Consider the following 21,098-nt stretch of genomic DNA (forward strand, 5'->3'; position numbering starts at 1 on the left):
CATGAATCGCATTCCTTTGGTTTTGATCGCCGGTTTCCTCGGTGCGGGTAAGACGACCTTTCTACGACAGCTGATGGCTGCCCTCCAAGAGCGTGGCGTCGGCTATAGTATCGTGGTCAATGATTTCGCCAACGCCGAAGTGGACGCTTCACGATTACGCACGCCAGGCATTGAAGTACGTGCTCTGGATGGCTCCTGCGTGTGTTGCAGTTCCCTCAATGAGTTTTTACAGACACTGGGCAGCATCGAAGTTCCATCCCGTGGCGTCTTGCTGGTGGAGGCGAATGGAGCATCGGATCTGATGTCGCTCATCGCCGCATTGACGGTGCGTCATGAGACGCAGCGCTTCACCTCGCCCATCCAGATCACCTTGGTGGATGCACAGCGTTGGCAGCAGCGCGGAGCACACAATGAGCTGGAGCGAGAACAGGTGCAGACCGCCACACATTGGCGGCTCACTCATGCCGAAGAGCTCCATCCAGAAAAGCGAGAATCCATCACCACTCAGGTCCAGACCCTGAGTCCGCGCGTGCTGTCCGCTGACGCCCAATCCTTGGCCGACTACCTCCAACTGGTCTCTGCCACCTGCCGGTTCACATCCAACAAGCCACCCGCTCCAACACTCGCAGGCCCAGTCCATCTCCACACCCATCATCACGAAAATGAGCGTGCCTTTACCGCTGTCAAAGTGGATGTTCCCTTCATCGTCAAACGCCGGGATCTGGAGGCCACTTTGAGAAGCCTCCCCGATGAGGTGATCCGAGTGAAAGGACTCTGCCGTTTGGCCGAGTTACCAAGCATCCCGATGTCATTTCAACATGTCCGTCCCCAAGCCGAAACATGGTTTCTACCCATGCTCGGGGCCTTGAGCATCATCCCCACCGGAGTCGTCATTGGCGTGCAGACTCCAGTCGCAGCAGTTCATGCCTGCTTTGAGGCCCTGCCCTCTGCGGAATTGCTGCCGGACTTCAATCCAGATGAGGGCTGGGCGGCAGCGTGATCGCGTTCCTTGGAGAATGTCTCAGTGTTACAGGCTCATTCCATCCTTGGAACTCCAAGGATGTGAGGAAACCAAGCCCTTCGACTTCAGCTCTTGATAACACTCTGGTACATCCCAGCGTCCTAACACCCCTGGAAGCATCACCGCATACGGCCACTGATATTCCGCATCCACAGCGATCTCTTGGAATGACGAGAGCGCGTTCTTGAGGGTCACCTGTTTGACATCGGTTGCAAATAAAGCTGCCAAAGCCGCCGTCAAAGCCCCCCATCCACGACCCGCCAAATGAACCTCCTGATGCCCTGCTGCGCGCAAGGCTTGAATGACGCGAAGAACATCGAAGACTCGCTGGCCTAACAAAGGACGATCCAACATGAGGCCATGAGCTGCGTAGAAATAATGGCTTCCGTAGGGCTTAAGGAATTGGTCGGCTCCGCACGTGTTGGGTTGAGACTCTCCAATACCGCGAACATCGCAGGCATAGAAGGCGGCATCCGGTTCCTTTTGGATCAACTCTTGCACTAGAGGTTCCTGGCGGATCTCGATGTCGGCCGAATGATGAGAGATGTACAAAATGGCGCGTTTGGCAGACCCCGGCATGCGCGAAGTGAGTGCCTCCTCTTGAAGTCGTGTGACCAAGGCGCGAATTCCGGACTCCGTTTCGACCGTGTAAGTGCAGTAGGCTTGAGACGGATACTTGCGGCTCCCCACACTGCGCAGGATGCCATAATCGGGAGCACTCTCGGGTAAATCAGGCAGGCGTAGTATCTCACGCACGGCTTGTTTCAAAGCCTGACCGGATAAGGGTTTGCGTTTCGCTGCTAGTGCCTCGGCTTTCTCCTTGGTGAAATCCATCAAGGTGCGAGATCCCAGCTTGGCCACTTGGCCATCAGGAGTGCATTGCAGCACCTCGTCTTTCTCAATCATCAGAGCAGGTTCCGCTGCGACTTCGGGATAGCCCACCGCAGCATTGAAAAAGCGATACATCGCTTCGCGATTTGACTGTGAATAGCCATGCGGATCTGGCCCCACATGCAATCGAATGTTCTCCAGTTTGCCTAACAAAGTGTAAAGTTTCTTCAGCCGCTCATAGGCTTCAGCAGATCCACGAGCATCAAAGAAATCCTTTTCCTGGGCCATGATGATCACTGGTTTCGGAGCCATGGCCGCGAGGAAGTCGCAATGGTCCAAACCCAGTGCAAGCACCTGTGACGGGCATTGCTCGGTATCTGCAGGAAGCTCATTTTCTACATTCCGCCGGAAGGTGGTGATGAAGCACGAAGGCGCGCCCATGGTGAACCGAGGCTCCAAACCGCAAAGCCAGGTGGTTTGGGTGCCTCCACCGGAGTTGCCCGTCACACCAAGATGCCGAGTGTCCACTTCCTCGCGCGTCAGCAAGTAATCCAGCGCCCGGATCCCATCCCAAGCAAACCACGTGCCGAGAAATTCGCCCACGAGAGTCTGGGCATTGCCCATCTGAATATGCTCCGAAACGCCTCCGCCCAAACGTGATTTCAGGCTTCCGTCCTTGAGGTATTGAAATCGCTCTCCCTGACCGACGGGATCAATGATGAAACAGATGTGGCCCAGTCTCGCCAAGCCTTGCGCAAAGCTCTGGTAAGCCTCGGCGGCCTTTCCATTGATCGAGTGTCCACAGACGCCCACCGTCGCAGGTACCTTGCCCGCGCGACCTGTCGGTAGATAAAGATTGCCTGTGACCAAATAGCCGGGGCGGCTTTCAAAGAGGATGTTTTCAATGCGATATCCCTCGCGCTCTACAGTACCCGTAACCCGTGCATTCAACGGGGTCTTTTCCGGCAGGGGGCCAAAGGCCTGTCGAATGCGTTCCTGGACCGACTTCACATAAGCTTCGGCATCAGCCTTCGTCTTGAGGGCGTCACGCCGGGCGTTGCCGAGGTCTTCAGCCGCCTCCACTTGATCCAGCAACCATTCCTGCATCATGCGCGGAAAGCGATTCAGCGGCTCCAAGTCGGGGATAGGTGCCGCCGATGGTTTCGTAGCCGTAGCGGTCTTGGACCCTGCTTGCTGTCCCATCACCGGGAGGCTGAGCAAGCTCAGACCTGTGGTTTGCATAAACTGACGCCGGGCGGTGATGACAGGAGCAGGATGAGACATAGGAAGAAAAAATACCCCTCCATGAACCTGCTTCTTTCCTGGCTTTGAGCCAAAGAAAACGGGGTTCCAAGAACATTGGAACCCCGCGAACTAAAAGCTGTATTTATGTGTTATCCAGCGATGGAGAACACCTCGCGAGCGTCCGCAATGCTACCGGTCAAAGCCGCTGCAGCGACCATCACCGGAGACATCAACACGGTGCGCCCCGTGGTAGAACCCTGACGGCCTTTGAAGTTACGGTTGCTGGAGGAAGCGCAAAGCTGATCACCCACGAGTTTGTCGGGGTTCATGGCCAAGCACATGGAGCAACCCGCACCGCGCCATTCGAAACCGGCTTCGGAGAAGATTTTGTCCAGACCTTCCTGACGAGCCATGGCATCGACAATCTGGGAACCTGGAACAGCGATCGCCTTGACGCTGGGGTTCACCTTCTTGCCCTTGATGAATTTGGCCACTTCACGGAAGTCACTCAGACGACCGTTGGTGCAGGAGCCGATGAAGGCCACATCCACCTTAGTGCCTTTGATCGGCTGACCCGCAGGCAGTTTCATGTAATCCAGAGCTTCCTGAATGGACACGCGACCTGGCTCCGTTGCCGCGCTTTCGGGTGTAGGAACGGTTTCCGTCACGGCGATGGCTTGGTCAGGGCTGACACCCCAGGTCACTGTCGGAGGCACGTCCTCAGCGCGGATGTTCACGACATCATCATAGACGACATCTTTATCCGAAGCCACCGCGCGCCACTTGGCCACAGTCGCATCCCATTCTTCACCCTTCGGTGAGTAAGGACGGCCTTTCAGGTATTCAAAAGTGGTATCATCTGGGTTCACGTAACCGCAGCGCGCACCGCCTTCGATGGCCATGTTGCAGACGGTCATGCGCTCTTCCATGGTGAACTCGTCAAAGACATTGCCACCGTATTCGTAGGCAAAACCGACACCACCACCGGCACCCAGCAGGCGGATGATGTGCAGCGCCACGTCCTTGGCATAGACGCCTGGGCGGAGCTTACCTTCGACGTTGATGCGGCGGACTTTCATCTTGCTCAGCGCCATGGTCTGCGTGGCCAAGATATCGCGCACCTGGGTGGTGCCGATGCCGAAAGCGATGGCACCGAAGGCGCCGTGAGTAGCGGTATGGGAGTCACCACAGGCGATGGTGGTGCCTGGCTGGGTGATGCCCTGCTCGGGGCCCACCACGTGGACGATGCCCTGCTTACCACTGGCGAGGCTGAAGTAGGTCACGCCAAACTCCTTGGCGTTCTTGTTCAGCTCCTGGATCATGGCCTCAGCGAGAGGGTCGGCGAAAGGAGACACCTGGCTGTCGGTCGGCACGATGTGGTCCACCGTTGCAAAGGTGCGGTGCGGATAAGCCACCTTCAGCCCCAGATCACGCAGCATGCCGAAGGCCTGGGGGCTCGTTACTTCATGCACCAAATGGGTATCAATGAGAAGCTGCGTCTGTCCGTTCGCAAGAGTTCCGACGGCGTGAGATTCCCAGACTTTTTCGAAGAGTGTTTTGCCCATGGTGGTTTGAAGGATACGTTCCGGGCTGCCGGGTGGTGGCAAACCGGGGGCAGACAGACTAACACGATTTTTTCACTGTGCAATTCGGGGCCGAAAAAACTGCCCTCCCTGGAGCTCAGAATCCCCAAAAACCGGGATTTTGTCGCAAATTGCCCGGGACCAACTCAGGGCCAGGGGTCGAATTTCACTGAACCCCCAAAGTTCTTATGAAACTCAAATCTCTTGTTCTATCCGCCCTTTCGGCCGCTCTGCTGACTCCTGCCCTTGCGGAGGATATCTCCATGGCTGCCGTTCCACCCATCGTTCAAGCGACCATCCAGCAATACCAGCGCGGTGGTAAAGTCGATGAGATCGAATCTCGCACCGCCGAAGGTCAGACCTGGTATGAAGCCACCGTCGAACTGCAAAACGACCGCGAATTGCAGATTCACGTTCGCGCCGACGGATCGCTGATCAAAACCAGCGAGGAAATCACCTCCGAAGAAATCCCGGTAACGGTGCGTGCTGCCGTCATTCAGTCTGCTCCGCAGGGTAAGATCGACGAAGTGCATCGCGTGCTCGTCGATGGACAGGCCCTAATCTACAAGGTCAAAGTGGACCGTGCCGAAGGCGATGATCTCAATCTGACCATCGCTGAAAACGGAGCCGTGCTCAAACTGGTGGAAGATTAATTTCTCCTTCCGCCGCTTGCCGAGGTCCAGTGCTGGTGACCACTCCAGCCTGGACCAAGGCCGGTCACGATCCGGCCAAAATTTCTCGAGGAGTCTGCTCTGGGAGAACCTTTGAGCTTTCCACTTCGATCAAGCTCTGCCGACCAAGGAACTCCATCAGGATTTTCACCCGATCCTGACCGTCATGGATACTGTTGACGATACCTTTCAGCCCACGCATGGGCCCTTCTGTGAGTTCGACGGTGTCCCCTACGTGGAGGCCCGCTTTCACCTCCTTTACCTCCAGGTGATCCATCTCGCTACGGACGCTTTCAATGACGCTGTCCGGCACAGAGACCATCTGGCCGCCAAAATCGACAATGCGAATGACGTTCTGCGAATGCTTGACAGCGCGTTGAGAGTTGAGGGGAATGAACCGAGCGAAGAAGTAACTGGGGAACAAAGCTTCGACGAACCACACCTTCCCACGACGTGTGCTACGCTGGAAGCGAATGCGCGGACAAAAAGTCTCTACACCCGGCAGCCCCCGCATAAGGGCAGCAGCTAAATGTTCGCATTTAGGCTTGGTGTGGATGACATACCAAGCGGGTTCGTCAGGACGCATGAAAAAGGATGAGTCAGGGTGCAACGGCTGCCCCGCCGAGGCAACCTAAACATGGGCGGGCTTCGGAGAGCGAAACCTGGACCGTAGCCAGACGATGGGACTCACGAGGACTCGTAAAATCCGCATCGCGACAGCGATCTGGCCCAGGGAAAAACCACGCACTCGAGCCTGACGATCGGCACCAGATTGCTCCAATACTTGGGCGACGGCTTCCCGACCAAACATGCGAGCGAACATCAGGGGTGTCATGCCGTTACCATTGTCAGCATCCACATCCGCACCTGCTCCGATGAGCATCTTCGCGATTTCCGCATGTCCTTTGAAAGCCACACCGCCCAGAGGGGTCTGCTGGCGATCATTCCGTTGATCCACCCGTGCCCCGTTTTCCAAAAGCAGATGCACGGTTTGTTCATGCCCATGATAGGCCGCCAGCATGAGAAGGGTGTTCTGTTTATGATCCGCCAAATTGACCGGCATCCCAGCTTGCAGCATGGGTTCCAGAGCCGCCGCATCTCCATGGCGGGCGAAGTCCAAGGCCATCGCCTGGAGTTCAGCGTAGCGCTGTTCTTCTTCAGGGGTGATATCGGTTTTCATAAACAAACTGATCGCTAGAGAAACACTGGGTGGATGCACCCGCGTGGCGCATCCACCCAGCTGATGCATCTTCTGCATCACTCCGGGGGGGTTGGAGAAACTTAGGAGACCCAATCGATGCCAACGGCCTTGGCCACACCTGCCGCATAGGCGGGATCGGCTTTGTGGAAATGCCCCAGCTGGCGACGGATGATCTCGTCAGGCACGCCTGCCATGGCTTCGGCAATATTGCTGAAAAGTTGCTGCTTCTGGTCATCGCTCATCAGGCGGAAAAGATTGCCTGGCTGCGTGTAATCATCGTTGCCCTCACGATGGTTGTAGCGATCTGCATCGCCTGAAACCTTCAGCGGCGGCTCAGCAAATCGCGAGTCCTCCTTCGATCCCCCCATCGTGTTAGGCTCATAGTAAGCGTTGCTGCTGCTCGGCGTCATGAAGTTCATGGCACCATCCATGTGATAGGTATTCACGGCGGAGCGTGGTCGGTTTACGGGTAGAGCCTCATACCAGGTGCCTACGCGATAGCGATGGGCATCCGCATACGAGAAGATACGGGCCTGAAGCATCTTGTCCGGAGAGAAGCCGATACCTGGAACAATGTTGGAAGGGCTGAACGCCGATTGTTCGATCTCCTGGAAGTAGTTCTCGGGATTGCGGTTCAGCTCCAACACACCGACATCAATGAGCGGATAGTCCTTGTAAGGCCAGACCTTTGTCAGATCGAAAGGATTGATGTGATAAGTCTCGGCCTCCACTTCAGGCATGACCTGGATTTTGAAATCCCATTGTGGGAAGTCACCGCGCTCGATGGCTTCAAACAGATCCTTCTGAGATGATTCGCGATCTTTAGCGATCACCGATTCCGCTTCGCGATTGGTCATGTTCTTGATGCCTTGGCGTGTCTTGAAATGGAACTTCACCCAGAAACGCTCATTGTTAGCGTTGATGAAACTGTAGGTATGGGAGCCGAACCCATGCGTATGACGATAGCTCAGAGGCAGACCGCGATCCGACATCAGGATGGTCACTTGATGCAGACTCTCCGGCGACAGTGACCAGAAATCCCACATGGCGGTGGCGCTGCGCATGTTCGTCTTGGGATGGCGCTTTTGGGTGTGGATGAAGTCTGGGAACTTCAACGGATCACGGACGAAGAAGACGGGGGTGTTGTTGCCCACCATGTCCCAATTGCCTTCTTCCGTGTAAAACTTCAGCGCCCAGCCACGCACATCCCGCTCAGCATCAGCGGCTCCCCGCTCACCGGCCACGGTGGAGAACCGGAGCAGGCAGTCCGTCTTCTTGTCGATCTCGGAAAAGACCTTGGCCTTGCTGTATTTCGTGATGTCATGCGTGATGGTCAGGGTGCCATAGGCTCCCGAGCCTTTCGCATGCACGACACGTTCTGGGATACGCTCACGGTTCTGGTGGGCCAGCTTTTCGATGAGCTGATAGTCCTGCAACAGAACGGGACCACGGGTACCTGCGGTCATGGAGTTTTGGTTATCGGCAATCGGGTTGCCGCCAGTGGTGGTCATCAGTGGAGTGCTCATGGAGGGGGTGGTGACGGCCAGAGTTTGCGGGCACCCGATCCATAGAACAAATATATTGTTCGAATGCTATACATAGTTTATGGCTATGACTCATGGAACTCCGCCAGCTTCGTTATCTCTGCTCTGTCGTGGATGAGGGCACCTTTACGGCAGCAGCGGCAGCGTGTTCCATTGCGCAACCTTCTCTGAGTCAGCAGATCCTCAATCTTGAGCAAGAGCTCGGTCAGACCTTGCTGATTCGCCATTCCCGCCGCGTTGAATTAACGGAAGCCGGGCAAGCTGTCGTCAAACGAGCACGCCTCATCCTTGCGGAGTCGGACTCCCTTCGCTCTGATATGGAGCGGCGCGCCGGCTTGGTTGAAGGCACTGTGACCGTCGGCGCCATTCCCACCGTCGCTCCCTACCTTTTGCCCGAACCCATCCGGCGTTTTCATCAAAAACATCCTGGCGTGAAAATCCAGGTGCGAGAAGGACGCACCAGCCGAGTGCTTCAAGAACTTGCCAGTGGTCGGATCGACTTCGCCATCGTCAGCGATGTCACGGCCCTGGATCAAGACCGGTTATCGCTCCATATCGAAGAGCTCTTCCATGAGCGCCTCATGCTTGCAGCGCCGGAAAACCATCCACTCACAGCCCACGAGGCTGCAGTGGCCATCAAGGATGTGCCCAAGCATCAATTCATCTTGCTCAGTGAAGGTCACTGCCTAGCTGACCAAACGCTGAGTGTATGCAGGCTGCGCCGCACGGAGGACCATTTGGAATGCGAGCAGCTTGAAACGCTCCTCGCCATGGTCCGCACCGGTCTTGGCATCGCAGTTGTGCCTGAGATGGCCGTCCTCCACAGCACGGGACAAGGCATCGTCCTACGCCCGTTCAAGAATCCCGAACCCAAGCGGACCATCGGCATTGCCAAACGCCGCGCGGGGTCACTCAGCCCCGCCGCCAGCGCCTTCCTAACCGAATTCACCGCACCTGCTCACCCAAAGACAGGGCGGAAGACCGGGTCATGAACGTTTGGCTTTTTTCTTCTTCGCACCCTCAGGGCGTGCATTGGGAATCGCTTTCGTTTTGCCCTTCGATTTCGGACGATGGTCATACCATTTCTTTTTGCCCTCTCCGGCATCTACCCGGGCAGAATCCGTCTTGTTAGGCTGCGGTGGGCGCTGCGCACCTTTACTTTTGTGACGCGGCTTCTCATCTTCAACTCGGGCGGAGTCCTGGGAGGCTAAAACTTTGACGTCTTTCTTCCCCGGTTTGCCCGAACGTGATTCACCTTTGGCTCCATCACGTGGATCAAATTTCTTCTTGTTAGGTCGATCTTCTCGCTCACCTCTAACGGGCCGCTCGCGGGTGAGCTCAAAGTCCACCTGCTTCTTGAACCGATCGATTCGATAGATCTGCACCGTCACACGGTCCCCTAGCTTGATGACTCGGCGAGTGTGCCTTCCGACGAGGTGATTCCGCACCGGCTCCAGGATGTAAAAATCATCCTGGATGGAAGAGAGCGGCACGACTCCGCTGAGGCCCAAGTCCTGGACATCCACAAAGAAACCAAAGTTACGCGTGTCTGTCACCAGAGCCGGATAGGCCACCTTGTCACCGGACTCGAGTTGCGCTTCGAGATAGGCATAGAGTTTCACCTCCTTGCTATCCCGTTCTGCATCCGCCGAGTTCTTTTCCGTATCGGTGATGTGTTCTGCGATCTGCTTCATGGCCGGAATCGGCATGTCCGCGTGATCGAAGAGCACCCGATGGACAACAAGGTCCGCATAACGACGAATCGGCGAGGTAAAATGCGTGTAGCGTGTCTTGGCCAACCCGTAATGCCCCAAGGGCTCCACGGCATAGCGAGCGCGCATCAGTGAACGCAGGAAGCCAATCTTCAAGGCCGCGCCAATCGGCAAGCTTGAAAGGCGTGCCAGCAGCTTTTGAACCTCTTTGCGATTCGTCAGATCCCCACACTGAATGCGGTGACTCAAAACATCATCCCGATATTCCTCCAGCTTCTTTTCTTTGGGTGCTTCATGAACACGATACACGGCGGGGCGATTCCGTTTCATCAGGTTGGACGCCACGGCCTCATTGGCGAGCAGCATGTATTCCTCGATGAGCTGGTGAGATACATCGTTTTCCATGCGCTCGATCCGCAATACTTTTCCATGGTCGTCCAAGCGGATCTTGTTCTCGGGGAAGTCGAGATCCAAAGAGCCGTTGTCAAAACGCGCCTTGCGGATCAGTTGAGCCACATGATGAGCATCATGCAGCATGGACTCGATTTCATTTTTCGCTTTCCCTTCGATGACCCGCAGCGCCTCTTGATAGGTGAACCGGCGTTTGGAATGGATCACGGCCGAGTAAAACTTGGCGTTCATCACCGAGCCATCCTTGGCCAAAAGAAACTCCACACATTTGGTTAAGCGATCCAACCCCGGCTTGAGAGAACACAACTCATTGCTCAGAGCCTCGGGTAGCATGGGGATCACCCGATCCACCAGGTAGGTCGAATTGCCCCGCTTTTTAGCTTCGACATCCAGAGGGCTTCCAGGGCGCACATAATGGGAGACATCGGCAATGTGAACCCATAACTTCCACTTGCCTCCGCCAGCGGGTTGAATGCAAATGGCGTCATCGAAATCGCGGGCATCATCGGGGTCGATGGTGATGACGTTGTGGCTTCGGCAGTCCACCCGGTCAGTGCATTCTTCCGCACTGGGTTGGTTATCAGGCCGGGATTTCGCAATCGTCTGGGCTTGGGCCAAGACTTCCTTGGGGAAATGCAGAGGCAGAGCGTAATGTCGCAGCACGGAGAGCATATCCACGCCCTCCGCATCCGGCGCGCCGAGCACCTCGATCACCTCACCTTCCGGCGGTGTGTGGCGGTTTTCCCAAGAGGTCAGTTCGACGACCACCTTGTCCCCAGGATAAGCTTCCCGGCCCACATCGCGCGGTGGAGGCACCATGATGTTTTGGGAGATACGCGGATCATCGGGAATGACATAGAGAAACTGCCGCGAGCGTTGGAGCGTGCCGACGAACTGCTGGCGCTTGCGCTGGAGGATACGGACCACCGTGCCTGAGTTTGTCTCAGGGGAAGCATTTCGCAGTCCTGTCGGGCGGATGTTGCGCCGGACCAGCACTCGATCTCCGTGCATGGCGGTGGAGGTGCCACTTTCACTGATGCTGATTTCGCCAATGCCCGCCTCATCCGGCTGCACAAAACCGCGCCCACCGCGGGTGATCTGGATCACGCCAGGGATGAGATCGGCCTCACGGGCCTGAATGTAGCGGTTGCCCTTCGTCCGGACGATGAGTCCTTGCTCAACGAGGTCGGCCAACACGGCTTGGAGTTCTTGCTGACGAGAAGGCTTGAGTTTCAGCAGGTCGATCAGCTCAGGTACATTCGAAGGCGTGTAATCCGCCTGCCCGAGCAATTTCAGAATTTTCGATTCCATAAAAAGGAGACTGCACAGAAATCACCTCCTACGTCATCCCATTTATTTGATTGGGCACTGCGTCTGGAGAGTTCAATTCTGCGTTTATTATTTGAGGTATAGTACGTTTTATCATTCGCATGAACCCGAGGAGCATTCACATCCAGTTTCAGGGTAGGCGCGGTCTCCCAGCCGTTCTGCCGCTGATTCTCATGGCCGTCCTCGCCATTGGGCTCATTGCTTTAGTCATTTTCGTCGGCCTAACTTTCGCTGTAGTCGGCGTCGGAGTTTACGCCTGCGCAGCTCTGTATTATGCAGTGCGCCGCAAGCTCGGTGGAAGTCATCGTCCATCTGGACTGAATGATCAAGTGCAACCTACAGAATCTCCGGTAGGAGCCAAGGTGATCGAGATCGATGCTGTCCGAGTGGATCGTGATGACCCCCGTTAGCCCTTGGGCCGTCTTCACAGGATCTGCACGAGCCGGTCGCTAAAAAACCGAACAAAAACCACGGTTCCTGCGTCAGTGAGGACCGTTAAGCTCTTCCACTCGCTGCACAAAAAGTGCATTTAGACGAACGAGAAGAGCGGGAGGTGCGTATAATGCTGGCTAAACGCCTAATTTGGCTGTATAGGTCCATACCATTAACAAAACGCGTAAGAAAAACAATGACAGTTAATCCCCTCTCTCCCAAAACGGTGCCTCGCGACCTCACGGCTGGCTTGGTTGTTTTCTTGGTGGCCTTGCCTCTGTGCCTCGGTGTGGCTTTAGCGTCGAACGCTCCTCTCTTTTCAGGCATCGTCACGGGCATTGTCGGCGGTATCTTGGTGGGCATTCTGAGCGGGTCTCAGACCAGCGTGAGTGGCCCTGCCGCAGGTCTGACCGCAGTCGTGGCGGCACAAATTGCCTCTCTGGGCAGCTTTGAAGCTTTTCTGGCGGCGGTCGTGATTGCGGGTGTTTTCCAGATCATCTTGGGCGTCTGCCGCGCCGGCTTTATTGCCGCCTTCTTCCCCTCCAGCGTGATCAAGGGCCTACTGGCCGCGATCGGGGTGATCCTGATTTTGAAACAAATCCCCCACGTGGTGGGGCATGATGCCGACCCGATGGGCAACAAGGCCTTCATGCAGGCCGATAACGAGAACACCTTCAGCGAACTGGCCGAAGCATGGTTCGACATTCAGCCTGGAGCAGCCCTCATCGGTCTGTTTTCCCTGATCCTTCTGGTGGGCTGGGATAAGATCAAATTCCTCAAAAAATCCCCCGTGCCAGCGCCTCTGGTCGTGGTCGTCGCGGGTGTCGCGATTAGCCTTTTCCTCCGCAAACTAGGCGGCAATTGGGCCATCGAGCCGAGCCACTTGGTCCAAGTGCCTGTGGCAGGTTCTCCCAATGAATTCCTCGGTCTGGTGCTGTTTCCCGATTTCAGTGTGCTGAGTAACCCGGCGGTTTACATGGCTGCCGTCACCATCGCCATCGTGGCTTCCCTGGAAACGCTTCTGAACTTGGAAGCCGTGGATAAACTCGACCCGGAACAACGCAGCAGCCCACCGAATCGCGAACTCTTGGCACAGGGTGTGGGTAACGTGGTGGCCGGGATGATCGGTGGTCTGCCCATGACAAGCGTGATCGTGCGTAGCTCGGTGAACATCAACGCAGGTGTGAAAACCAAGCTCAGCGCCATCTGGCACGGGGTGCTTCTGCTCGGCTGCGTGATGCTGGTTCCGACCTGGCTGAATGAGATCCCGCTGTCTGCCCTGGCAGCGATCCTTCTGATCACCGGTTTGAAACTCGCCAGCCCTAAGCTGGTCAAGCAGATGTGGAAAGAAGGCAAAAACCAGTTTCTGCCTTTCGCCATTACCGTCGTGGCCATCGTGCTCACGGACTTGCTGATCGGTATCCTGATCGGATTGGCTGTCTCCATCGGCTTCATTCTGCACAGCAACATGCGTCGTCCTCTGCGCAAGGTGATGGAAAAACACGCCACCGGAGATGTCCTGCGCATCGAGTTGGCCAATCAGGTGAGTTTCTTCAGCCGCGCTTCTTTGGATGAAACGCTCCGCTCCCTCCCGGCAGGAGGTCATGTACTGATTGATGCTAGCAACACCGATTATATCGATCCCGATATCCTGGACTTGATCACGGACTTCAAAAACACCACAGCCTCCGTTCATGGTGTGGAAGTCAGCCTTATGGGTTTCAAAGACCGTTACCCGCAGCTCGAAGATCGCATCCAATACGTGGACTTCAGCAGTCGAGACGTACAAAGCGCTCTCACCCCACAGCGGGTGCTGGAAATCTTCCAAGAGGGCAATCAACGCTTCCTCAATGGCACGCGTCTCTCACGCGATCTCGGTCGCCAAGTGGATGCCACTTCGACAGGTCAGTTTCCGATGGCTGTGGTGCTGAGTTGCATTGACTCCCGCACCCCTGCGGAGTTGGTCTTCGACCTCGGTCTGGGGGACATTTTCAGCGTTCGGATCGCTGGCAACATCGCTCGTGACAAGGTGCTCGGCAGCATGGAATACAGTTGCGCCGTCGCGGGTGCCAAGCTCATCCTCGTCATGGGCCACACCTCCTGCGGAGCCGTCAACGCCGCGGTGGACCTCATTTGCAGTCACAAGACCGCCGCTGAAGCCACCGGTTGCGTGAACTTGGATTCCCTCATCTCCGAGATCCAACAATCGGTGGATATGGGCACCTGCAAGCAAGCAGACCAATGGCTGCCTGGGGAAAAAGCCGCTTATGCCAACGAGGTCTCACGCCGTAACGTCCTGCGCACCATGCGCATGATCCGCGAGCGTAGCTCCACCCTGGATGGTCTCGTCCGTGAGGGTAAGATCGCCATCGTGGGTGCCATGTATGACATCACCACGGGTAAAGTCTCCTTCTTCCAGACGGAGAACTCAAACAAGGACCCTCTGCCTATCGCCGTCGTCTCAATGGTTTAACGGCCTGAGTTTAGATCCAGGAGCCTGCCCGGAGGAACCCGATGGGCAGGCTACTTGACTGAACATTGTAAAAGTTGCCGATGTTAGGCAGCACCTGGGCCATGTCTGAAGCAGGCACGCCGAACCAGCGAAGCATTTCGGCAAACAAGGAATCGACCGAGGTCGTCGGGATGGTGCGGCCCCCATATCCCGTATCATCTGAGCTCTCCAACGTGAGATCGGGGAAGGTGCCATAAATACGCCCGCCCTGCACCGGGCCACCCATTACCAAGGCATTAGCTCCCCAAGCGTGATCCGTACCGCGTCCATTGCTGCGAAGCGTCCGGCCGAAGTCTGAAGCGCTGTAGGTGATGACGCTATCCTGAAGCGCCAAGTGGTCCAAGGCCCTTTGGAATCCTGCCAGGGCTCCATCCAGCAGAACGAGCATTTCAGCCTGCGTCTCCAGAAGCTCTCCATGGTGATCCCAGCCACCAAAACTGAGGAACAACGTCTGACGCTTGAGGCCCAGGGCTTGGCGAAGCGCAATCATCTTCGCCGCCGCGAGAAATTGCTGTCCTACCCAATTGCCTGCGGGAAAAAACCCACGTATCGAGCTGTCATCATAGTCATTGAATTGCTGGAGAAAGAACTCCTGCAGCTCGATGCTTTCTTTCGTCAGTTGCGCAAAGGATTGCTGAATCAGATTGGCATAACTCTGCTCAATGATACTGCGATGAGCCGCGTTCTTGAGGCGCATAGGATGCTGAGCCTCACTGATATCACTCCCCGTGAAAGTCAGTGCCCCACGATCCGTCACCACAAACTGAGTGGTGCTATTGCCCACCTGCCAGAGATTGTTGCCCGCGAGGGAGATATTCATCGAAATGCTGTTCGCATTGGCGACACCGTGCAAGACATCCGCAGCGCGGCCTGCCCAGCCGCTGAGTTGAGTCATGCCCTGTGGCACCGAGGTCTGCCATTGATCGATCTGGTCACTGTGAGAATACAACGCCCTCGGAAGCGGCACCGTCTCCGCCAGATACTCGGCTTTCGTCACAGGCTGGATCAATGTCCCCACATTGGAGATGAAAGCTGCCCGTCGTAGAGCGCCATCCCCCCCGAGACCATTGAAGAGCTCCTGCAAACCCGAACAACTGGGATGAATGCCATAAAGCTGACCGTCACCTCCATCTTGATTCAGCGCTCGGAGATCGTTCACTCCTAATGCCAGATTTCCCCGCGTGGTCGAGTAGATCGCATGGCGACCGCTATCACGCGGGACTAACCAATTGTAAGAATCATTCCCCCCATGAAGAAAAATGCACACCAGTGTCCGATAGTCCGTCGGCGCGTCTTGGGCTGCCGCATTGCCGGCCAATTTGAGGTTTAACAAAGTATTCATCATCGACACTCCGCTGAGCGCGGCACAGCCGGATTGACCGATGAAACGACGGCGTGAAACAAGTGAAGTATTCATAGACATCATTTCATCACAGCACCTTCAGGACAAACGAGCGCGAGGTAAGCCGCCACTTGAGCCCGAGCAGCCGTCTGTTCGGCGGGTATCTCACTCACTTTTTCCAAAATCAAAGCGCGAGTGCCAGGGCGCATGCGGCCTGCACAAAACAGGAGATTCAAATGATCCACCAAGGCTTCAGGACGTCCCGCCAAAGCCTCCTCACGCGATAAATCTAGCGGGAACCGATAAGTCTCCCAAAGCGAAAATCCCTCCATCAAAATCTGCCACAGCCGATTGGGAAAAGCGATGGAACTGAAGCTATCGGTAATCTGAAAAACGGGTGCCGAAAGCTGCTTTTGCGTCAGCAGACCCGGCGCTTTGTAATCAGGTCGATAAAAGTTAAAGACGCTCGGAGAGTAGGTCGGCTCCTGACGACTGGCATTGAAGAAATCTCCCCAGTCCCACCAAAGTAAATCAGGCACGTCCTTCATGCCAAAAGCCCGAGCTAAAGCCATGGCGCGAATCACTGGCTCTTTCAGGCGCCCATAGGAAGCTGCTTCGGTAAAACGTGGATCACGCGCCTCGTCATCGAGCAGGATGGCCTTCAGCACCGCCTTCAGATCACCACGCACGCCATTTCCGTTGTCGGCAAAAACGGCCGAAACTCGCGCCACGTAAGCGGGTGATGGGTTGTCCGTCACCATAAACTGAATGAGCTGCCGACTGATGAACACAGGAGTATTTGCGTGCTCGAAGAGATGACGCACTGCATCCCTCACGTCACGCAAAGCATTGTCATCTGTAGCCGCCCGCGCGGGGAGCACGCAGCCGCCTAACAACACCTTTTTACCAAAATCGTGATACTCACCGCGCACAGTCATGGGAGTGGTGAAATCCGGTTCCGTCCAGCCACCGCCACCCCAATTGTGTCCACCAAACCAAAAGCCTGTCATGACTCGGGCTAACTGAGTGATCTCAGCATTCGAATACGTGGGAATCGGATGACCTTCGACATCGAGTTTGCGCGTGCCATTCGGATTCAATTCCCAAAGTCCGATGCTGAAGAGCTGCATCAGCTCCCGAGCGAAGTTTTCGTCGGGATACCGGTTGATGGCAGGATCCGCCTTTTGATTGCCAACATGGCTCAAATAGCGCCCCATCACAGGATGTAGCGTCACCTCCATGAGCACGTCGTAGTAATTACCAAGAGCGTTGCGGACAAAGATGTCATAATAATCCGCCATGCCCAGGCAGCGGTTTTCCAAGTTGGCATCGCGTCGTGAGGTCACCAGGATCTGACTGAGCGCAAAGGCCATCCTTTGACGAAGCTGGTCCTCACCCTGGATGGATGCTCGAGCGAAGGTCGTCATCATGTTGTTTCCAAATAAAAAGGGTGATGCCTCTTCACCTCCACGATTAAAATCCGTCCGTGAGCGCTGGCCGAGCATATCATCATAGATTGCACGGATGTAGGTTGAGTGAAGAGTTGGTGCTTTCACCGCCTGCTCCTCGACCCATGCCTCATAACCCAACGACTGCACGCGCCGAATATCGTCCAGCGTTGGGCCAAAGGAGGCTTGCATGAGGAATCGGGCCGCCTGAGATCGAGTTACGGTATGCGCAGGGGCTGCGCCCTGGTAACCACCGCTGAACTGCTCCAGCAACGTCGCGAGTTCTCCACTCAATGAACCCTCAGGATTTCCATCTTCATCCTCATCGGTGACGATCGTCGTCCCCAGACTGTTGGCGACATGGGGATCAGACCCCAGCACATGAACTTCGGTCCAATCACTGACACCATCGGCATCGCTGTCCCTATCCTCAATCGCGAGACGGTAAAAGGTGCTCACCGGATTTTGCAGTGCCCCCGCAAAGGTCTGCTCGAACTCTTGTTCCGACAGCGTTGGCTCACCGCCCGACGCCTGCCACTGAGTCAAGTTCGCTGATTGCCAGACGGCTGTGCCTTTCAGAGGCAACACGCTCCAACGCAGTCGAAGGTCCTGGCCATCCTGGGCTACCTTAAATGATAACTTCGATGCCGCATCGAAAGGATCCGTACCTGCCGCTGCTTCATCTTGATTGGTTAGGCCATCGTGGTCAGAGTCGAGTGAAGCCTCCAACACGCCTCCCCCGGACCATTGCTCCCACGCATCAGGCATGCCATTGCCGTTGAAATCCTCGTTGGCGATTGCCGAGGGCACACCATGATAAAAGGGTGGTAAGCTTGAAGCCAACAGAGGATTACTTCCCGACTCCACTTCCAGCCCGTCAGGAGCTCCGTCGTCATCGCTATCACGATCATTTGGCGAGGTTCCAGACAGATACTCCCGCAGATTGCTCAGCCCATCCAGATCATCATCCACAGAGGCATCCGCAGCGCTGTTTTTGTTCAGTGCATGGAAGTCCTCCCAGACATCTGGCATGCCGTCTTCATCGGTGTCTTTAAATGCAGCAAAAGCCGGTGTCTCTTCCAAAGGAGAAGACTGAAAATACACCTGCACTCCCGGATGCTCCCAAAGGTCCAACCGATGAGGTAGGGGTGGATCACTCAAGTCCTGCCACGAGACGGTGTTGTGATGCACATTCGTCGCCAAGCGACAGCCATTGAAATCTCGGCTCACCACCGTCTCTCCCGTATCCTGATTAACGATATTGAACGTGAAGTTCCACGCTGTCTGAGAACCGGTGCTGCTGCCGATGATCTGAAAACTCAGACGGTCAGAAATATCTGCCCTTCCATACCCACTGAACCCCATCTCAGGCTTGAGATCCGTGGGCGAGTCCACCCAGTCCGCCGCCCAGATATCATCGTTATCTGAATCGGGATGACTGAAGCCAAAATCATGACTGGAATAAAAGAAGTAGGACAAACGACCACCGCGGACGCGCAAGGCCACATCAAAAGCATTCACTCCAGTTCCGGCGGAATTCGCCAACTGAAAGCTCATCAGTCGATTGTCCCCCCAACTCTGATCGATCACATGACCGCGCATGTGATCCCAAACGATCTGCACATTATCCACGATCCAGATAAACTGCCGAGGCGATGTGGTCACAACAGGCATCTGTGCCAACGGCCCATCCACACTCCGTGGATCCGTGCGCCGTTGAATCTCCTCCGCATCACTCCGACCATCGCCATCGGAATCCGCCTGGTTAGGATTCGTCGGCTGCGGTTTGAGATTGACCTCGAACCCATCGGTTAGGCCATCTCCATCCGTATCCGCCAGCAGAGGATGGCTGCCGGTATCCGTGACATTCACCCAGATTCCCGTCTGAGATTCCACACCGTCCTTTAGACCATCTCCATCCGTGTCGGCACAAAGTGGATCCGTTTGCCGTTGCCATTCGCCAAAGTTACTCAAGTCATCGAGATCCGCATCTCCTGCTGCGTCATTGACGCTGGGGTTTAAATGGTATTTCAGCTCCCACCAGGTGGGTATTCCATCTTCGTCAGCATCGTCATCGGCATTGACGATCTGTAGCCCGTGAATACCCACCTCATGCCATGAACTGCGAAACAGTTTTAGATTGAAGCTGCTGCCCGTGACGTTGCGAAAGCGAATGGTATTCCCAGTCCAGGGAACCGCTTCACTCGATACCAGAGGCTCGACAAATCGGTTGGCTGGGGCCGTGGTCGCCGTGGCGAACCAGCGATCATCTCCGGCATTGTCATTGAGCCGCAGAGAACCGATCCCCCCGTCATACACGCCACCGACATACACGATCACATCATACAGCGGGTAAGGAATATTGCTCAAACTCAGCGTGCCCCCCGCCTCGTTATTCACGCTGAAAAATCCGCTGAAGAGCTTTCCGATCGAGCTCCCTCCATTGTTGCTGGCCCAGAAACCAGAATTGGTTGACCAATTCAATGTCACATCCGTGGCGTCTCCTGCGCTGTTTACCAGCAGTCCCGCCTGTGGCGATACGATCGCAGCCTGAGTGCCCATGGGGGTGCCCCAGCTGGTTAGCGGTTTAGTATGATTCCAATAGGGTTGCGGTGCAAATCCGCTGACCGCCTCGGGAGCCAGTCCATGGCGGGTCGCAAGATCCGAGACAAAATGCAAAGCGATGGCACCATCCCAAGCAGGAGGATGGCTGGCACTGTCTGCTGGATTGAATCCCGCACTCAACTCCCAGGGATCTGAATAACCGTCTCCATCAGTGTCTTTCAGCGTGGGGTTAGAAACGGTTTCTTCCCCATCGAGTAGTTCGTCTCCATCGGTGTCTGCAAGCAAGGGATTCGTTCCTCTAGCAACTTCACCCCCATCACTCAGCCCATCTTGATCCGTATCCGCCACCCATGGGTCTGTCCGGTGCTGAAATTCGGCCTGTGTGGTGAGGCCATCTCCATCGGGATCTGCTTGAGCGTCTTCGGCTTGCGTGTCGTCGAGGTTGTGATCTTCCTCCCACCAGCGAAGCAGGCCATCCTCGTCGGCGTCCAACATCCCTGTCGGATGCACTTCAAATGTCAGCGCATCCCACTGAACCATGGCATCCGCATCTCCTCCTGTCCGAGTGATCTGAAGAATGTTTTCGCCAATGTGAGCCGTAAAATCCGCCGCCGTCGCCTCCACCACGAGGCTGCCGCGCTCACTCACCGTTTCCGTGAGCAAAACCGTGCCATTGAGTCTGATCTCGAGCTCATGCCGACCATAGTCTGACGGAGCCATGTATCCCCACACGTGATGGAGAACGAAACGCACCCTCAGCGTCGCCGTCACATCCTCTGCGGTCAAATTGAAATGGAGCCGTGTCAACGGGTTGCCGGGGCTCACGGCACGCTCCAAGTGAGTCCACGGTTCCTCAGCAGCGACCCCTCCGATGGGAGGAGGGTAAGCACCGGCGAAGTAAAAGTCATTATCTCGGGCAGAAGCACTGCCGGGCGGCGCATTCGTTCCCCAACTCTCATCGCCAAACTCCTCTGGCCTGCCATCTTGAGCCCCCAAAGACCATACCATACGAAACTCCGCCTGCGCCTCTGGCAGAATCCCTAGTAGGGTGATGGCGAACAACAGAGAGCGGCAGTTCATGAGCCCATGGCGATGTGATCTAAATACCATAAACAATTTCACCTCGGCTGCCAACCATACTCTCGACAGACTTCGTCATTTCGCAGAGTTGAGAACCAACGATTTGCACGATCCACGCCCCGCTTCTGGCATCAGTATTGCTACTTGACTCAGATAAACCGGCAGTGATTG

At 55.9% G+C, this 21,098-nt stretch carries 13 protein-coding genes; 5 read left to right on the plus strand and 8 right to left on the minus strand.

Going from position 1 to position 21,098, the window contains the following annotated elements; all coding sequences use genetic code 11:
• Window position 1: 1 nt before the first annotated feature.
• Window positions 2-1,000, plus strand: coding sequence for a CobW family GTP-binding protein (locus B5D61_RS06580; RefSeq protein WP_078812520.1), 999 nt, complete (start codon window positions 2-4; stop codon window positions 998-1,000).
• A 27-nt stretch (window positions 1,001-1,027) separates the two neighbouring features.
• On the opposite strand, the gene B5D61_RS06585 is transcribed toward B5D61_RS06580, so the two are convergent.
• Together B5D61_RS06585 and leuC are read right to left on the minus strand one after the other, a co-directional pair.
• Window positions 1,028-3,136: an alpha/beta hydrolase family protein gene (locus tag B5D61_RS06585; protein ID WP_245846486.1), complete on the minus strand. Its 2,109-nt coding sequence runs from the start codon at window positions 3,134-3,136 to the stop codon at window positions 1,028-1,030.
• A 110-nt stretch (window positions 3,137-3,246) separates the two neighbouring features.
• The gene (gene leuC, locus B5D61_RS06590) at window positions 3,247-4,662 is read right to left on the minus strand and encodes a 3-isopropylmalate dehydratase large subunit (RefSeq protein ID WP_078812521.1); all 1,416 of its coding nucleotides are present in this window, start codon (window positions 4,660-4,662) and stop codon (window positions 3,247-3,249) included.
• Window positions 4,663-4,868: 206 nt separating this feature from the next.
• Between leuC and B5D61_RS06595 the strand changes: the two genes are divergently transcribed.
• Complete coding sequence (locus B5D61_RS06595; protein WP_078812522.1) at window positions 4,869-5,333, plus strand: PepSY-like domain-containing protein; 465 nt, start codon at window positions 4,869-4,871, stop codon at window positions 5,331-5,333.
• Between the two features lie 64 nt (window positions 5,334-5,397).
• Here B5D61_RS06595 and nusG read toward each other — a convergent pair whose 3' ends face one another.
• The 3 genes from nusG to B5D61_RS06610 all read right to left on the minus strand — a co-directional run bounded on the left by nusG (window position 5,398) and on the right by B5D61_RS06610 (window position 8,078).
• Window positions 5,398-5,937, minus strand: a complete 540-nt coding sequence (nusG, locus tag B5D61_RS06600; protein WP_078812523.1) for a transcription termination/antitermination protein NusG — start codon at window positions 5,935-5,937, stop codon at window positions 5,398-5,400.
• 45 nt (window positions 5,938-5,982) lie between these two features.
• The gene (locus tag B5D61_RS06605) at window positions 5,983-6,531 is read right to left on the minus strand and encodes an ankyrin repeat domain-containing protein (RefSeq protein WP_078812579.1); all 549 of its coding nucleotides are present in this window, start codon (window positions 6,529-6,531) and stop codon (window positions 5,983-5,985) included.
• A gap of 101 nt (window positions 6,532-6,632) precedes the next feature.
• On the minus strand, window positions 6,633-8,078 hold the full coding sequence (locus B5D61_RS06610; protein WP_078812524.1) for a catalase: 1,446 nt from the start codon (window positions 8,076-8,078) through the stop codon (window positions 6,633-6,635).
• A 92-nt stretch (window positions 8,079-8,170) separates the two neighbouring features.
• Here B5D61_RS06610 and B5D61_RS06615 point away from each other — a divergent pair, with 92 nt between their 5' ends.
• The gene (locus tag B5D61_RS06615) at window positions 8,171-9,088 is read left to right on the plus strand and encodes a LysR family transcriptional regulator (RefSeq protein WP_078812525.1); all 918 of its coding nucleotides are present in this window, start codon (window positions 8,171-8,173) and stop codon (window positions 9,086-9,088) included.
• On the opposite strand, the gene rnr is transcribed toward B5D61_RS06615, so the two are convergent.
• Window positions 9,083-11,530, minus strand: coding sequence for a ribonuclease R (rnr, locus tag B5D61_RS06620; protein WP_078812526.1), 2,448 nt, complete (start codon window positions 11,528-11,530; stop codon window positions 9,083-9,085). The genes B5D61_RS06615 and rnr overlap by 6 nt on opposite strands.
• A 191-nt stretch (window positions 11,531-11,721) precedes the next feature.
• On the opposite strand from rnr, the gene B5D61_RS06625 reads away from it, so the two are divergent.
• Both B5D61_RS06625 and B5D61_RS06630 read left to right on the plus strand, forming a co-directional pair.
• Window positions 11,722-11,958 carry a hypothetical protein gene (locus B5D61_RS06625; protein WP_176159261.1) on the plus strand — a complete coding sequence of 79 codons (237 nt, stop codon included), beginning with the start codon at window positions 11,722-11,724 and terminating at the stop codon, window positions 11,956-11,958.
• Window positions 11,959-12,176: 218 nt separating this feature from the next.
• Complete coding sequence (locus tag B5D61_RS06630) at window positions 12,177-14,453, plus strand: bifunctional SulP family inorganic anion transporter/carbonic anhydrase (RefSeq protein ID WP_078812528.1); 2,277 nt, start codon at window positions 12,177-12,179, stop codon at window positions 14,451-14,453.
• 10 nt (window positions 14,454-14,463) lie between these two features.
• On the opposite strand, the gene B5D61_RS06635 is transcribed toward B5D61_RS06630, so the two are convergent.
• Entirely contained in the window at window positions 14,464-15,909 is a 1,446-nt protein-coding gene (locus B5D61_RS06635; protein ID WP_245846487.1) for a DUF1501 domain-containing protein, read from the minus strand.
• Between the two features lie 5 nt (window positions 15,910-15,914).
• Window positions 15,915-20,927 (minus strand): DUF1800 family protein, encoded by a 5,013-nt coding sequence (locus B5D61_RS06640; RefSeq protein ID WP_176159262.1) that lies wholly within the window; start codon window positions 20,925-20,927, stop codon window positions 15,915-15,917.
• Window positions 20,928-21,098: the final 171 nt, after the last annotated feature.

Origin of the sequence: Prosthecobacter debontii (assembly GCF_900167535.1) — a bacterium.
In the GTDB taxonomy this organism is placed as follows: domain Bacteria; phylum Verrucomicrobiota; class Verrucomicrobiia; order Verrucomicrobiales; family Verrucomicrobiaceae; genus Prosthecobacter; species Prosthecobacter debontii.

Excerpts from the sequence above, each read along its gene's own strand:
- B5D61_RS06605 (WP_078812579.1), bottom strand. The coding sequence starts at position 6,531 with ATGAAAACCGATATCACCCCTGAAGAAGAACAGCGCTACGCTGAACTC.
- B5D61_RS06585 (WP_245846486.1), bottom strand. The coding sequence starts at position 3,136 with ATGTCTCATCCTGCTCCTGTCATCACCGCCCGGCGTCAGTTTATGCAA.
- leuC (WP_078812521.1), bottom strand. The coding sequence starts at position 4,662 with ATGGGCAAAACACTCTTCGAAAAAGTCTGGGAATCTCACGCCGTCGGA.
- nusG (WP_078812523.1), bottom strand. The coding sequence starts at position 5,937 with ATGCGTCCTGACGAACCCGCTTGGTATGTCATCCACACCAAGCCTAAA.
- B5D61_RS06635 (WP_245846487.1), bottom strand. The coding sequence starts at position 15,909 with ATGAATACTTCACTTGTTTCACGCCGTCGTTTCATCGGTCAATCCGGC.
- B5D61_RS06640 (WP_176159262.1), bottom strand. The coding sequence starts at position 20,927 with ATGAACTGCCGCTCTCTGTTGTTCGCCATCACCCTACTAGGGATTCTG.
- B5D61_RS06610 (WP_078812524.1), bottom strand. The coding sequence starts at position 8,078 with ATGAGCACTCCACTGATGACCACCACTGGCGGCAACCCGATTGCCGAT.
- B5D61_RS06580 (WP_078812520.1), top strand. The coding sequence starts at position 2 with ATGAATCGCATTCCTTTGGTTTTGATCGCCGGTTTCCTCGGTGCGGGT.
- B5D61_RS06615 (WP_078812525.1), top strand. The coding sequence starts at position 8,171 with ATGGAACTCCGCCAGCTTCGTTATCTCTGCTCTGTCGTGGATGAGGGC.
- rnr (WP_078812526.1), bottom strand. The coding sequence starts at position 11,530 with ATGGAATCGAAAATTCTGAAATTGCTCGGGCAGGCGGATTACACGCCT.
- B5D61_RS06630 (WP_078812528.1), top strand. The coding sequence starts at position 12,177 with ATGACAGTTAATCCCCTCTCTCCCAAAACGGTGCCTCGCGACCTCACG.
- B5D61_RS06595 (WP_078812522.1), top strand. The coding sequence starts at position 4,869 with ATGAAACTCAAATCTCTTGTTCTATCCGCCCTTTCGGCCGCTCTGCTG.
- B5D61_RS06625 (WP_176159261.1), top strand. The coding sequence starts at position 11,722 with ATGGCCGTCCTCGCCATTGGGCTCATTGCTTTAGTCATTTTCGTCGGC.